The sequence below is a fragment of the Paenarthrobacter sp. AR 02 genome, assembly GCF_021538675.1.
Lineage (GTDB): Bacteria > Actinomycetota > Actinomycetes > Actinomycetales > Micrococcaceae > Arthrobacter.
Map to the genome: position 1 here is coordinate 112,406 of NZ_JAJUKH010000013.1, position 13,944 is coordinate 126,349.

Below are 13,944 nucleotides of genomic sequence, written 5' to 3' on the forward strand. Positions count from 1 at the left end.
AAAACGATGACTGCGCACACTCGGGAGACCACGTCAATGAGCGACGCCCAGGACAAGGCCGGGACACTGATCGAGGCGTTGCCGTGGATCCAGCGCTTTGCCGGCACCACCATGGTGATCAAGTATGGCGGAAACGCCATGGTCAATGACGAGCTGCGCCGTGCCTTCGCTGAGGACATCGTGTTCCTCCACCACGTGGGCATCCACCCCGTGGTGGTTCACGGCGGCGGCCCCCAAATCAACTCCATGCTCAGCCGGCTTGGCATTGAATCCGAGTTCAAGGGCGGCCTCCGGGTCACCACGCCCGAGGCCATGGACGTAGTCCGCATGGTCCTCACCGGCCAGGTAGGCCGCGAACTCGTCGGCCTCATCAACTCCCACGGACCGTACGCCGTCGGCATGTCCGGCGAGGATGGCGGCTTGTTGCGCGCCGTACGCACCGGCACCGTTGTTGATGGCGAGGAAGTGGACCTTGGCCTCGTAGGAGAGGTTGTAGGGGTTGACCCCGCAGGTATCAAGGACATCCTCGACGCCGGGCGCATCCCCGTGATTTCGACCGTCGCTCCCGAAATCCTGGACACGGGAGACGGTACCGGCTCCACCACCGGCCAGGTGCTCAACGTCAACGCGGACACCGCCGCCGCAGCCGTTGCTTCCGCACTGGGCGCCACCAAGCTCGTCATCCTGACCGACGTCGAGGGCCTCTACGCCAACTGGCCGGACAAGTCCTCGCTGATCTCCTCGCTGACGGCCACCGAGCTCCGTGAAATGCTGCCTCGCCTGGAGTCCGGAATGATCCCTAAAATGGCCGCCTGCCTCAAAGCAATCGACGAAGGCGTGCAGCGCGCCCACATCGTGGACGGGCGCCTCGCGCACTCGATGCTGCTGGAAACCTTTACGACCGCGGGTATCGGCACCCAGGTTGTCCCCGACGAGGAAGTGAACGCATGAGTACCGAACTGAGCCATTCCGCCGAAAGCCGCAGCAGCGATGGGGGGCCGGGTGTGGTCGGGCACCGCGAAGCGGGCGGGGCCCCCATCGCTGCGGAGGCTGCCGCAACCACCCTCGTTACCCAGAGCTCGGGAGCTGACTGGCTTGCCCGTTACTCGTCCTCGCTCATGGGCGTCTTCGGCACCCCGCAGCGTGTCCTGGTGCGCGGCGCCGGCTGCCTGGTGTGGGACGCCGACGGCAAGGAATACCTTGACCTCCTCGGCGGCATCGCCGTCAACGCGCTGGGCCACGCCCACCCGTTCGTCACGTCGGTCATTTCAAGCCAGCTCGCCACTCTTGGCCATGTGTCCAACTTCTTTACAAGCCCAACGCAGATCGCGCTCGCCGAGAAGCTCCTGGCGATCTCCAACGCTCCCGCGGGTTCCAAGGTGTTCTTCGCGAACTCCGGCACGGAGGCCAACGAGGCCGCGTTCAAGCTCGCCCGCCGGAACAACTCCGACGGCAAGCGCACCAAGATCATCGCACTCGAAGGTGCTTTCCACGGACGCACCATGGGCGCTTTGGCGCTCACGGCCAAGGAAGCGTACCGCGCCCCGTTTGAACCACTGCCCGGTGGCGTGGTCCACATCCCGTTCGATGACGTCGAGGCGTTGCGTGCCGCCGTCGACGATTCCACCGCAGCCGTTTTCCTGGAACCCATCCAGGGCGAAGCGGGCGTCCGGCCCCTCAGCGCCGACTACCTGCAGGCGGCCCGTGAGACCACCGCGGCCGCAGGGGCGTTGCTCATCCTGGATGAGGTCCAGACCGGCATCGGCCGCACCGGCAAGTGGCTGGCCAGCGAGGGTGGGGGCATCGTGCCCGACGCCGTCACGCTCGCCAAGGGCCTCGGTGGCGGCTTCCCGGTGGGTGCCTTGATCACTTTCGGAAGTACGACGTCGGCCCTGCTCACCGCAGGACAGCACGGCACCACTTTCGGTGGGAACCCGGTGGCCACGGCCGCCGCGCTTGCCACGCTGCACGCCATCGAAAGCCAGGGCGTCCTGGAGAACGTGCTGGCCGTCGGGGCACACCTGCGCGAGGGCCTGGCCTCCGTTGAGGCCGTCACCGATGTCCGCGGCGAGGGCCTGCTGATCGGCTTCGATGTGAACGCCGACATCGCACCCGCCATGGTGACGGCAGCTTTGGATGCCGGCTTCATCATCAACAGTCCGGGACCACGGACCATCCGCCTCGCACCTCCGCTGATCCTGACCACCGGGCAGGCCGACCGGTTCCTGTCAGCTTTGCCCGCCTTGATCGCCACGGCTACCGCCCAAACCGCTAAGGACGCACAGTGAGCACGTCAACCACCCGCCACTTCCTCAAGGACACGGACCTGAGCCCTGCCGAGCAGGCCGAGGTCCTGGACCTCGCCGTCAGGATGAAGGCAGCGCCGTACAGCGTGCAGCCCTTCGCCGCGGAGGGCAACGGCCGCAAGACTGTTGCCGTGATCTTCGACAAGACCTCCACCCGGACGCGTGTCTCCTTTGCCACGGGCATTGCGGACATGGGTGGCAACGCGCTGATCATCAACCCGGGTGAAGCGCAGATTGGCCACAAGGAATCCGTGGAAGACACCGCGAAGGTCCTGGAGCGCATGGTCTCCACCATCGTGTGGCGCACCGGCGCCCATTCCGGCCTCGTGGCCATGGCGGAAAACTCCAAGGTTCCCGTCATCAATGCCCTCTGCGACGATTACCACCCGTGCCAACTCCTTGCAGATCTCCTGACCGTGAAGGAGCACAAGGGCGAACTGGCCGGACTGAGCATGGCCTACTTGGGGGACGCGGCCAACAACATGGCCAACTCCTACCTGCTGGCCGGCGTGACCGCCGGTATGCACGTCCGCATCTCCGGTCCCGAAGGCTACCTGCCGGATCCGGAAATCGTGGCAGCAGCCGAGGAGCGCGCCGCGGAGACCGGTGGTTCCGTCCTGATCACCAGTGACGCCGCCAAAGCACTCAACGGCGCCGACGTCGTGGCGACGGACACGTGGGTTTCCATGGGCCAGGAAGCCGAAAAGGAAGCCCGCTTGCAGCTGTTCCGCGACTACTCCGTGGATGAAGCTGCCATGGCGCAAGCCGCGCCGGACGCCGTCGTTCTTCACTGCCTTCCTGCTTACCGCGGCTACGAGATTTCAGCCGGCGTCATCGATGGCCCGCAGTCGATCGTGTGGGACGAGGCCGAGAACCGCCTGCACGCCCAGAAGGCACTCATGGCGTGGCTGATGCACCGCTCGGGGCTTGCCTTCGTCGAGGGTCTTTCGCCGGTTGAAGGCACCGGGGAGAGCACGTTCTAGTGTCCACCAATCCGTCCGTGCCGGGCGCAAGCCCAGCCACCAAGACTGCCCGCCAGGCGCGAATCACCGCGATCCTGACGGGTGAGTCCGTGCGTTCCCAGGCAGAGCTTGCAGCTCTGTTGGCGGACGACGGCGTCCAGGTCACCCAGGCCACCCTGTCCCGCGACCTTGTGGAACTGGGTGCCGTGCGGGTGCGTGGAAAGGATGGCGCATTGGTCTACGCCGTCCCGGGGGAAGGCGGCGACCGCAATGCCAAGAGCGGGGTCACCCAGGAAATCCTGGACGCACGGCTCTCCAGGCTCTGCGGGGAACTGCTGGTGACGGCGGAAGCATCGGGCAACATCGTCGTCCTGCGCACGCCTCCGGGTGCGGCGAACTTCCTGGCACTCGCCGTCGACCACTCCGTGATGCCGTCCGTATTGGGTACGATCGCAGGCGATGACACTTTGCTGCTGGTCGCACGGGACCCCGACGGCGGGGCAGAACTGGCAGCCAGGTTCCTGCGGATGGCCGAAGAAGCCGGCCCGGGCAACTAACTGCTTTACACAGTATTGATTCAGCAGCACCTAATTCACACAGCATTGATTCGAATGAACCAAGCAACAACAAAGGAGCACACTCGTGACTGAGCGCATTGTTCTGGCCTACTCCGGTGGCCTTGATACGTCCGTAGCCATTGGCTGGATCGGTGAAGCCACCGGCGCCGAGGTCATCGCTGTGGCCGTCGACGTTGGACAGGGCGGCGAGTCCCTGGAGACCATCCGCCAGCGCGCCCTCGGTTGCGGCGCCGTCGAGGCTTACGTCGCTGATGCCCGCGACGAGTTCGCCAACGAGTACGCCATGCCCACGCTGAAGGCCAACGCCCTCTACCAGGGTCACTACCCGCTGGTTTCGGCGATCTCGCGTCCGGTCATCGTCAAGCACCTCGTGAAGGCTGCCCGCGAGTTCGGCGCCACCACCGTTGCCCACGGCTGCACCGGCAAGGGCAACGACCAGGTCCGCTTCGAAGTGGGCATCCAGACCCTCGGCCCGGACCTGAAGTGCATCGCACCCGTCCGCGACCTCGCGCTGACCCGCGACAAGGCCATTGCCTTCGCCGAGGAAAAGGGCCTGCCGATCGAGACCACCAAGAAGAACCCGTACTCAATCGACCAGAACGTCTGGGGACGCGCCGTCGAAACCGGCTACCTTGAGGACATCTGGAACGCGCCCACCAAGGACATTTACGACTACACGGCCACCCCGGAATTCCCGCCGGCACCGGATGAGGTCATCATCTCCTTCCAGGCCGGCGTGCCGGTAGCGATCGACGGCGTGAAGGTCACCCCGCTGCAGGCCATCCAGGAACTGAACCGCCGTGCAGGCGCCCAGGGCGTTGGCCGCATCGACGTCGTCGAGGACCGCCTGGTTGGCATCAAGTCCCGCGAGATCTATGAAGCCCCGGGTGCCATGGCGCTGATCACCGCCCACAAGCACCTTGAAGACATCACCATCGAACGCGAGCAGGCCCGTTTCAAGGCCACCGTTGGCCAGCGCTGGGCAGAGCTGGTCTACGACGGCCAGTGGTTCTCCCCGCTGAAGCGCTCCCTGGATGCCTTCATCGAGGACACCCAGAAGTACGTTTCCGGTGACATCCGTATGGTCCTGCACGGTGGCCAGGCAATCGTTAACGGTCGCCGCTCCGAGACGTCGCTGTACGACTTCGACCTCGCCACCTACGACACCGGCGACACCTTCGACCAGTCCATGGCACGCGGCTTCATCGAGCTGTGGGGCATGTCCTCCAAGGTTGCTTCCGGCCGCGACCTGCGGGTTGCGGGCGAGTAATGACGTCGGCAACAAACGAAGGCGCACTGTGGGGTGGGCGGTTCGCCGGCGGCCCTGCGGATGCGCTGGCCGCACTGAGCAAGTCCACGCACTTTGACTGGCGGCTGGCCCGCTACGATATCGCCGGTTCCAAGGCGCACGCACGCGTGCTCGCCAAGGCCGGACTGCTGGATGACGCTGAGCTTGAAGGCATGCTCGCTGCCCTTACCCAGCTGGACGAGGACGTCGCCAGTGGCGCCTACCTTCCCGCTGAGAGCGACGAGGACGTGCACGGTTCACTGGAGCGTGGGCTGATCGAGCGTGCCGGCACCCAGTTGGGCGGCAAGCTTCGCGCCGGCCGTTCGAGGAACGACCAGGTGGCTACCCTTGGCCGCATGTTCCTTCGGGACCACGCGCGCATTATTGCCCAGGGAGTGCTGGCCACGGTTGACGCACTGGTTGAGCAGGCGAAGGCCCACCACGGTGTCGCCATGCCTGGCCGCACGCACCTGCAGCACGCCCAGCCGGTCCTTTTGAGCCATCACTTGCTGGCCCACGCCTGGGCTTTGCTGCGCGATGTGCAGCGCCTCCAGGACTGGGACAAGCGGGCCGGTGTTTCGCCGTACGGTTCGGGTGCGTTGGCCGGTTCGTCGCTGGGCCTGGACCCTGAGGCTGTTGCCGCGGACCTGGGGTTCTTCTCGGCCGTGCACAACTCGATCGACGGCACCGCTTCCCGCGACGTCTTCGCCGAGTTCGCCTGGGTCTGCTCCATGATCGGCGTGGACCTGTCCCGGATCTCCGAGGAAGTCATCTTCTGGGCCACCAAGGAGTTCTCCTTCGTCACGCTGCATGACTCGTACTCCACCGGGTCATCGATCATGCCGCAGAAGAAGAACCCGGACGTTGCCGAGCTCGCACGTGGCAAGGCCGGCCGCCTCATTGGCAACCTGACCGGGTTGCTGGCGACGCTCAAGGGCTTGCCTCTTGCCTACAACCGTGACCTTCAGGAGGACAAGGAGCCTGTGTTCGACGCTGCCGACACCCTTGAGCTGCTGCTCCCGGCCGTGTCCGGCATGATCGCCACCCTGAAGTTCAACACTGACCGGATGGAATCCTTGGCTCCCCAGGGCTTTGCGCTGGCCACGGACATCGCAGAATGGCTGGTCCGCCAGGGCGTGCCCTTCCGTGAAGCCCACGAGCTGTCTGGTGCTGCCGTCAAGCAGGCCGAAAGCCGTGGCGTTGAGCTGTGGGACCTGACGGACGAGGAATACGCGGCGATCTCCGAGCACCTTACTCCCGAGGTCCGCAGCGTGCTCAGCACCGAAGGCTCGCTCAACAGCCGGAACTCCCAGGGCGGCACGGCACCAGCCGCCGTCGAACGCCAACTGGCGGCACTGGAAGCGGAACTGGACGCAGCCCGTTCTTACGCAGGCTAGTACAGCTGGACCTTGAACACCCCTGTGGGATGGCACATCATGTGCCGTCCCACAGGTGTTTAAGCGTGCGTTAGCATGGCGCTATGACTCAGATCACCCCTGGGGCGTTGCCCGCAGAGCTTCACAAAGCCGCCGGCACCGTCACCCGCCTCCTCGCCAAACTGGACGACGCCTCCGTCGCTGGCCCATCCCAGCTCCCCGGTTGGACCCGCGGCCACGTGCTGGCGCACATCACCGGAATCGCCAACGCGATGGCCCGCCAACTCGACTACGCACGGCGCGGCGAGAAGATCGAACTGTACGACGGCGGCATGGACGGCCGTAACAAGGCAATCGAACTTGCGGCGGGACACAGCGTGGCCCAGCACACGGAGTCAGTTACCAAGGCGGTGGAGTCCGCGGTTGCGTCGTTCGATGCCTTGGAACCCGACGATTGGCAAGCGCCCATCACCTACCGTGACGGGACAGTGCTCGACGGCGGACTGGCACTGTGGAGCGAACTGACCATCCATGCCTCGGACCTGGGGCTCGGCTTTGGACCAGAGACGTGGAGCCGGCCGTTCTGCGAACACCTCATCGGGTTCCTGGCGGCCCGTGTTCCGGGAGAGTACAAGCTGGTACTTCAACCCACGGGCCTTCCCCAGATGAGCATCGGCAGTGGCAGCACCTCCATCGCCATCACCGGAATGCTGACGGACATCGCCGCATGGCTAGCCGGCCGCGAACCCAGCCTCGGAAGCCTGCGTGCCACCGCAGCCGCCGACGGCGTAGAACTACCTGAGCTCCTGCCCTGGCCCGCGGCCCAGCCAGCCACCCGCTAACCGCTGACGCTCTCTCACGTCCCGGACGCTTGGGGCGGACGCTCTCTCACGTCCCGGACGTTTGGGCCGGACGCTCTCTCACGTCCCGCCCGCTAACCGCTGACGCTCTCTCACTTCCCGGCGGCTGAAACAGGGCGCTTGGCTGCCGCCCGCCACAGGTGCATGGTGGCGTAGGAGCGCCACGGGCTGACTTCCGTGAAGTCGGGGCTGAGCCCCGAAAGGACCGGCAGGACTTTCAACCCGTTCCGGACGGCGGCGTCGTTGGCAAGGAAGACATCAGGGGCGCCCAGCACACGCATGGCAACATACCCAACCGTCCATGGCCCCACGCCGGGGAGCGGGAGCAATTTGCGTTCCAGGCTTTCAAAGTCGTCGCCGTACCCAAAATCGAGTTTCCCTGTGGCCATGGCTTCACTGGCGGCCATGATCGAGTCGATCCGGCGCTGGGGTCCGCGCAGCAGTGCCCGACCCTTGTCGGCGAGGTCCGCCGTCGTCGGAAACAGCCTCTCCAGTCCTGGCCCGGCCCCTTCGATCGTGGAGCCGGCCGCGGAGAGCTGGGTCAGCGCGGTGCGGGCGGCAGCCACAGTGATCTGTTGACCGATCATTGCCCTCACCAGGAGTTCCTCGGGGTCGACGGCTCCAGGCATCCGGATTCCGGGGATCGTTGTGACGCTGGCCGCGAGTCGGGGGTCTGCTGCGAGGGCATCATCGATCGCCCGCGGATCAGCGTCCAGGTCGAACAGCCTCCGGACACGACTCAACAGGGTGGGGAGGTCATGGAGGTCTACAGCGCTGGCGTTGAGCTGCAACGGCTTGGCGGGGGAGGCCGGCTTGTAGGAAACCGAGAACGACGCGGTACTTCGGGGGAGGCGCAGGGTGCGTCCATAGGTCCTGGTTCCGTCCCCGGAGGTGCTGGCATATTCGATGCCTGGAATGGCACGAACCGCCAGAAAGTCGAAAATCCCGGGATCGAACGGTTCCCTGTAGGGCAGGTTCAACGTCAGTGCCGCGGGAGCTTCGACCGGCGACGTCCCAGCACGCCAGCGTTGCACGGACTTTGCAGCGGTGGCGCGCAGCGCCGTCGGGGTCATCGCGAATACTTCGCCGATCGTGTCGTTGAATTGCCGCACGCTGTTGAAGCCGGACGCAAACGCCACATCCGCGAGCAGCATGTCAGTGGAGACCAGCAGCGTCCTGGCTGTCTGCGCCCTGCTTGCGCGGGCCAGGGAGAGTGGACCGGCGCCCAGTTCCTGGCTGAGGATACGGTTGAGTTGCCGTGCCGAGTAGCCCAGACGGTGGGCAAGGCCGTCCACGCCCTCGCGCGTGATGACGCCGTCGTTGATCAACCGCATTGCCCGGCCGGCGATGTCCGAGCGGATGTTCCACGCCGACGTTCCAGGAACTGCCTCAGGGAGGCAGCGTTTGCACGCGCGGTAGCCGGCCTCGTGCGCTGCAGCCGAGGTCTCATAGAACGTGACGTTTTCGGCCTTCGGCGTCCGGGCGGGGCACGACGGTCGGCAATAGATGCCGGTGGAGCTGACAGCAGTAAAGAATTGACCGTCGAACCGGATGTCGCGGGCGTCAATTGCCCTGTAGCGCTGCCAGAAGTCCATGGCTCCATCCTGCCAGCGGAACTGGGCGACTGCTAGCGGAAATCGGACATAGCCGTTCGGGCGACTTTGCTAGGGTCTGGGCATGAGCCAGTCCGTGGAGAACTACCTTCTCGAGCCAGCCAAGGTCCGCGAATTCCTCGCGGGAGATCCGCGTGCCATCGCTCCGTTGATCCTCGGCGGCGTCCTGACGCACCACTCCGAAGCCGGTCCTGTTTCGGTCAGGCTTACGGAGGTGGAGGCGTACATGGGCCCACGGGATTCGGAACACCCGGATCCCGGATCGCACACCTTTGGCGGCCCCACGCCACGGAACGCACCCATGTTCGGCCCTGCGGGGTTTCTGTACGTCTACTTCACCTACGGCATGCATTACTGTGCCAACATCGTCTGCGGTCCCGACGGCGCTGCTTCCGCGCTGCTCCTGCGGGCAGGCGAAATTGTGGAAGGAGAAGGGCTGGCCGCCCTCCGGAGGCCGGCGTCCAAGGCTCACAAAGACCTGGCCAGCGGACCTGCCAGGCTCGCTTCGGCGTTGGGACTTACGACGGCGGACACCGGACGTGACGCGCTCGCGGAACCGTTCAGCCTCTGGTTGCCCAGGACCCCGGCGGCAGCGGTGGCGAGCGGCCCGCGAGTGGGGGTTGCCGGACCGGGAGGAAGCACTGACTATCCGTGGCGTTTCTGGATCGAAGATGACCCCACGGTGTCGCGTTATAAAGCGGCAAAGGCCCGAAACCGCACGCCCGCCACATGACGTCATCCGCCACATGACTCCAGCCCCACACGTTTACCGAAATCGCTGTAGAGTGGTAGGTCTGTCTTTTGCGATAGGGGTTACGGTTCGATGCACGACGCTGATTTGGTCCACGAGCAGGAATATGTGGCTGGGCTGTACGCCCGGCTCGATGAGCTGCGCGCAGAAAAGCGCGAGCAGCTGGCGCAAGTGCGCAAGACCGGCGCAGTGGGAACCATGCAGAACGTTTCCGAACGTGACGCCTTCGCGGCACTGTACGAAGACCGCCTGGCCCAGCTCGACGCCGTCGACGACCGCCTGGTGTTCGGCCGGCTGGATCTGGACTCCGGAGAAGCCCAGTACATCGGTCGCATCGGCCTGTCCACCGCCGACCTTCAACGGCTCATGGTCGACTGGCGTGCTCCCGAGGCAGGCCACTTCTACCAGGCGACCGCCTTCGATCGCCAAGGTGTGCGCCGTCGTCGGCACCTGATCCTGCAGGGCCGGGACGTCAAGGCGATCGAAGACGACGTCCTGGACGCCGGTCTGCTGGCCGACGACGAGTCCCTTCAGGGCGAGGGTGCCCTCCTGGCGGCGCTGAACTCAAAGCGCACGGGCCGCATGTCCGACATCGTAGGTACCATCCAGTCGGAGCAGGACAGGATCATCCGTTCCTCCATTTCCGGAGCGCTTGTGGTTCAGGGCGGACCGGGTACCGGTAAGACTGCCGTCGCCCTGCACCGTGCTGCCTACCTGCTGTACACGCACCGGGATCGGCTCAAGAGCGCCGGCGTCCTGCTGGTTGGCCCGTCGTCGTCGTTCATGCACTACATCGAACGCGTGCTGCCCTCGCTGGGTGAAACCGGCGTGGTGATGGCCAGCCTGGGCCGCTTGATGCCGGGCATCAACGCCGTTCCCGAGGAAGACGCGGACGTTGCTGCCCTCAAGGGCAAGCTGGACATGGCCAAAGTTGTTGCCAACGCTGTTGCCAACCGGCAGCGGACCCCCGCCGAAGACCGCATCCTGGAAGTTGATTCGCGGAAACTCACCCTCACGGTCCGCCAGGTACGGCGTGCCCGGGAGAAAGCGCGTGCAACGGGCAAGCCGCATAACGAAGCCAGGCTCACTTTCGTCAAGATCCTCCTCCGCGAGCTCACTGAGCAGTTGACGGACCTTGTCGAAGAATCGAACATCGGCAACAACGCTGATCGCGCCTACCTCGCCGAAGACGTCCGCTCCGCGCGCGACGTCCGTATCGCCTTGAATCTTTGCTGGATGCCGATGACGCCGGAGAAACTCATCTCCGAGCTGTTCAGCAAGCCCGCCATCCTTGAGGCCTGCACGCCGAACCTTACGCCGGACCAGCGCGCACTCCTGCAGCGGCCCGTTGACGCCCCGTGGACCGAAGCGGACGTTCCTTTGCTGGACGAAGCAGCCGAGCTGCTGGGCGAACTTGACCCGGCCGCCGGCAGGGGATTGGCCCAGCAAGAAGCAGATCGTGCCCGCGACCTTGCCAACGCCAAGCAGACCCTTGCCAACATGGAAGCCATGGGCGTGGACGTCCTGGTGACCGCAGAGGAGCTTGCTGAGCAGAACCAGGAGCGCGAGGGCCGCCTCACGGCGGCCGAGCGTGCCACCAGCGACCGTTCATGGGCCTTTGGCCACATTGTGGTTGACGAAGCCCAGGAGCTTTCACCCATGCAGTGGCGGCTCCTGGTGCGGCGCTGCCCGCTCAAGTCCTTCACGATCGTGGGCGATATTGCCCAGACGAGCGCAGCGGCCGGTGCCAATTCGTGGCAAAGTGCCCTGGCGCCGTCGTTCGGTGACCGCTGGAGGCTTGAAGAACTCACGGTCAACTACCGCACTCCGTCGCAGATCGCCGAGGCTGCCGTCCGGATGGCTAATCGGGCGGGCCTTGTGGTCTCGGCCCCCAAGGCTGTCCGCGAGGGCAAATGGTCGCCCATTGTCGATCACGTAGAGGCCGACGGAATTGTCCCGCGCCTGGTTGAGGTCCTGCCGGAGGAGGTGGAAGCGCTCGACGGCGGCCTGCTGGCAGTCATAGCCGACGGGCCCCTGCTTCCCCAGGCCACCGCTGCACTGCGGAAGGTCTACGGATCGCGTATCGGCACGGGTGCCGGAAGCTACGAGCAGGACATCGTCGTGATCAGCCCCAAGGAAGCAAAGGGCCTGGAATTCGACGGTGTTGTAGTCCTGGAACCGGCTGCCATGCTGAACCATGAACATGGCAAGGTGGGGGACCTCTACGTGGCCATGACCCGTGCCACGCAGCGCCTGCGCCTCATCGCCGCTGCGCCGGTACCGGCGGGCATCGAGCGCTAGGAAATTCACGGGCTGCAATCCTGCTAACTTAGATCTCGTGTCACACGTAAACAACCTCGAGTCCCAGCACAACGATCCCGCCTTTGCCAACGTCTGGCAGGAGCTCAAATGGCGCGGCCTTGTCCACGTTTCCACTGATGAAACGGAACTGGAAAAGCTGCTCGCCGGGGACCCGATCACGTATTACTGTGGCTTCGATCCCACCGCACCGTCACTGCACCTTGGCAACCTCGTGCAGTTGCTGGTGATGCGTCGCCTTCAGCTGGCCGGCCACAAGCCGCTCGGCCTGGTCGGCGGATCCACCGGCCTGATCGGCGACCCACGCCCGACGGCGGAACGCACCCTGAACACCAAGGACACCGTTGCAGAGTGGGTCGGCTACCTTCAGGGCCAGGTCCGCCGTTTCCTGAGTTTCGAGGGCGAAAACCCGGCCCGGATGGTCAATAACCTTGACTGGACCGCCCCGCTGAGCGCCATCGACTTCCTGCGTGAAATTGGAAAGCACTTCCGTGTGGGCACCATGCTCCGCAAGGACGCTGTCGCCTCACGACTGAACTCGGACGAGGGCATCAGCTACACCGAATTCAGCTACCAGATCCTGCAGGGCATGGACTACCTCCAGCTGTTCCGCGACTACGGCTGTGCCCTGCAGACCGGCGGCTCGGACCAGTGGGGCAATCTCACCAGCGGCACGGAACTCATCCGCAAGGTGGAGGGCAAGAGCGTGCATGCCCTGGGCACACCGCTCATCACCAACTCGGACGGCACCAAGTTCGGCAAGAGCGAGGGCAACGCCATCTGGCTCGATCCCGAAATGTGCAGCCCGTACACGTTCTACCAGTTCTGGCTGAACACCGCGGATGCCGACGTCGTGGACCGGCTCAAGGTGTTCACCTTCCTTTCGCGTGCAGAGATCGAGGCGCTGGGGGAGTCCGTGGCGGAACGTCCCTTCGCCCGGGAAGGCCAGAAGAAGCTCGCCTACGAAGTCACTTCGCTGGTGCACGGCGTGGACGCAACCGAGAAAGTGATTGCCGCTTCGGCCGCACTTTTCGGCAACGGCGACCTCACGGTTCTGGACGAACGCACCCTGGAAGCCGCCACTGCGGAACTTCCCTCGGCAACCATCGGCGCTGACGGCCTGGGGATCATCGACCTCTTGGTTGCCTCCGGTCTATCGGACAGCAAGTCCGCAGCCCGTCGGACTGTGGGCGAAGGCGGTGCCTACGTGAACAACGCCAAGGTTTCGGATCCCGACGCCGTCATCGGCCAGGACCAACTGCTTCACGGCCGGTACCTGCTGCTGCGACGCGGGAAAAAGAACCTGGCCACGATTGAGGTTTCAGCCTAAATCCAGTCAACAATCCAGCTCGAAAAAGGCCGGCAACCGTTATGGTTGCCGGCCTTTTTTGTGTTTAAGCCCCGTGGCTTTCGTTTTGGGTGGACGCTCTCTCACGTTCAGCCTGTTTCAGACCGACGCTCTCTGACGTTCCGCCGGTTTGGGGTGGACGCTCTCTCATGTTCGGCTGGTTTGGGGGTGTTCGACAGCGGTGGGTTGGGGTTGGGTGTTTGGCGTTGGGTGGGGGTGGTGGGTGGGTGTTGTGACGGGGTTCACGCCCGCGGTTTTGTGGTTGTTTTTGGCGGTTGAGGGGCTGTTTTGGGGGTTTTGGCCTGTGTTTGTCAGGGTTTGTGGTGGTGTTGGGGGTGATTTGTGTGGGGGCGTGTGGGCGTGTAATGTCTTCTGAGTCGCCGCGAGTGAGACAGCCTGGAGCTGGACGCCGCGGGGGCCGAACCCCCTTGATAACAGCCTGAAAAATGGTTCGCTTTTTAGCGTTCCTGTGCAGGGCGGGGCCGGTTGATTGGCTCGGGAATCACGGAAACGTTGATTTGCGAAGTGCTGGTTGATCGGGTA

11 protein-coding genes are annotated in these 13,944 nt (G+C 64.8%); 10 read left to right on the top strand and 1 reads right to left on the bottom strand.

Annotation, left to right across the window (positions count from 1 at the left end; genetic code table 11):
* Positions 1 to 6: 6 nt before the first annotated feature.
* The 7 genes from argB (at position 7) to LRQ04_RS19065 (ending at position 7,352) form a co-directional block, all read left to right on the top strand.
* Entirely contained in the window at positions 7 to 951 is a 945-nt protein-coding gene (gene argB, locus LRQ04_RS19035) for an acetylglutamate kinase (RefSeq protein ID WP_235521870.1), read from the top strand.
* Positions 948 to 2,288, top strand: a complete 1,341-nt coding sequence (locus LRQ04_RS19040; RefSeq protein ID WP_235521871.1) for an acetylornithine transaminase — start codon at positions 948 to 950, stop codon at positions 2,286 to 2,288. Before argB ends, LRQ04_RS19040 begins: the two co-directional genes overlap by 4 nt.
* On the top strand, positions 2,285 to 3,289 hold the full coding sequence (argF, locus tag LRQ04_RS19045; protein WP_235521872.1) for an ornithine carbamoyltransferase: 1,005 nt from the start codon (positions 2,285 to 2,287) through the stop codon (positions 3,287 to 3,289). The genes LRQ04_RS19040 and argF overlap by 4 nt, the downstream gene beginning before the upstream one ends.
* Positions 3,289 to 3,825 carry an arginine repressor gene (locus LRQ04_RS19050; protein WP_235521873.1) on the top strand — a complete coding sequence of 179 codons (537 nt, stop codon included), beginning with the start codon at positions 3,289 to 3,291 and terminating at the stop codon, positions 3,823 to 3,825. The genes argF and LRQ04_RS19050 overlap by 1 nt, the downstream gene beginning before the upstream one ends.
* A gap of 85 nt (positions 3,826 to 3,910) precedes the next feature.
* Positions 3,911 to 5,116, top strand: a complete 1,206-nt coding sequence (locus tag LRQ04_RS19055; protein WP_235521874.1) for an argininosuccinate synthase — start codon at positions 3,911 to 3,913, stop codon at positions 5,114 to 5,116.
* Positions 5,116 to 6,531 carry an argininosuccinate lyase gene (gene argH / locus LRQ04_RS19060; RefSeq protein ID WP_235521875.1) on the top strand — a complete coding sequence of 472 codons (1,416 nt, stop codon included), beginning with the start codon at positions 5,116 to 5,118 and terminating at the stop codon, positions 6,529 to 6,531. The genes LRQ04_RS19055 and argH overlap by 1 nt, the downstream gene beginning before the upstream one ends.
* Positions 6,532 to 6,614: 83 nt before the next feature.
* Complete coding sequence (locus LRQ04_RS19065) at positions 6,615 to 7,352, top strand: maleylpyruvate isomerase family mycothiol-dependent enzyme (RefSeq protein ID WP_235521876.1); 738 nt, start codon at positions 6,615 to 6,617, stop codon at positions 7,350 to 7,352.
* 110 nt (positions 7,353 to 7,462) lie between these two features.
* Here the strand turns inward: LRQ04_RS19065 and LRQ04_RS19070 are convergent, their stop codons facing one another.
* On the bottom strand, positions 7,463 to 8,965 hold the full coding sequence (locus LRQ04_RS19070; protein WP_235521877.1) for a DNA-3-methyladenine glycosylase 2 family protein: 1,503 nt from the start codon (positions 8,963 to 8,965) through the stop codon (positions 7,463 to 7,465).
* Between the two features lie 82 nt (positions 8,966 to 9,047).
* Here LRQ04_RS19070 and LRQ04_RS19075 point away from each other — a divergent pair, with 82 nt between their 5' ends.
* The 3 genes from LRQ04_RS19075 (at position 9,048) to tyrS (ending at position 13,383) form a co-directional block, all read left to right on the top strand.
* Positions 9,048 to 9,716 carry a DNA-3-methyladenine glycosylase gene (locus LRQ04_RS19075; protein WP_235521878.1) on the top strand — a complete coding sequence of 223 codons (669 nt, stop codon included), beginning with the start codon at positions 9,048 to 9,050 and terminating at the stop codon, positions 9,714 to 9,716.
* Positions 9,717 to 9,806: 90 nt separating this feature from the next.
* The gene (locus tag LRQ04_RS19080; RefSeq protein ID WP_235521879.1) at positions 9,807 to 12,035 is read left to right on the top strand and encodes an ATP-binding domain-containing protein; all 2,229 of its coding nucleotides are present in this window, start codon (positions 9,807 to 9,809) and stop codon (positions 12,033 to 12,035) included.
* Between the two features lie 37 nt (positions 12,036 to 12,072).
* Positions 12,073 to 13,383 (top strand): tyrosine--tRNA ligase, encoded by a 1,311-nt coding sequence (tyrS, locus tag LRQ04_RS19085; protein ID WP_235521880.1) that lies wholly within the window; start codon positions 12,073 to 12,075, stop codon positions 13,381 to 13,383.
* Positions 13,384 to 13,944 lie beyond the last annotated feature (561 nt).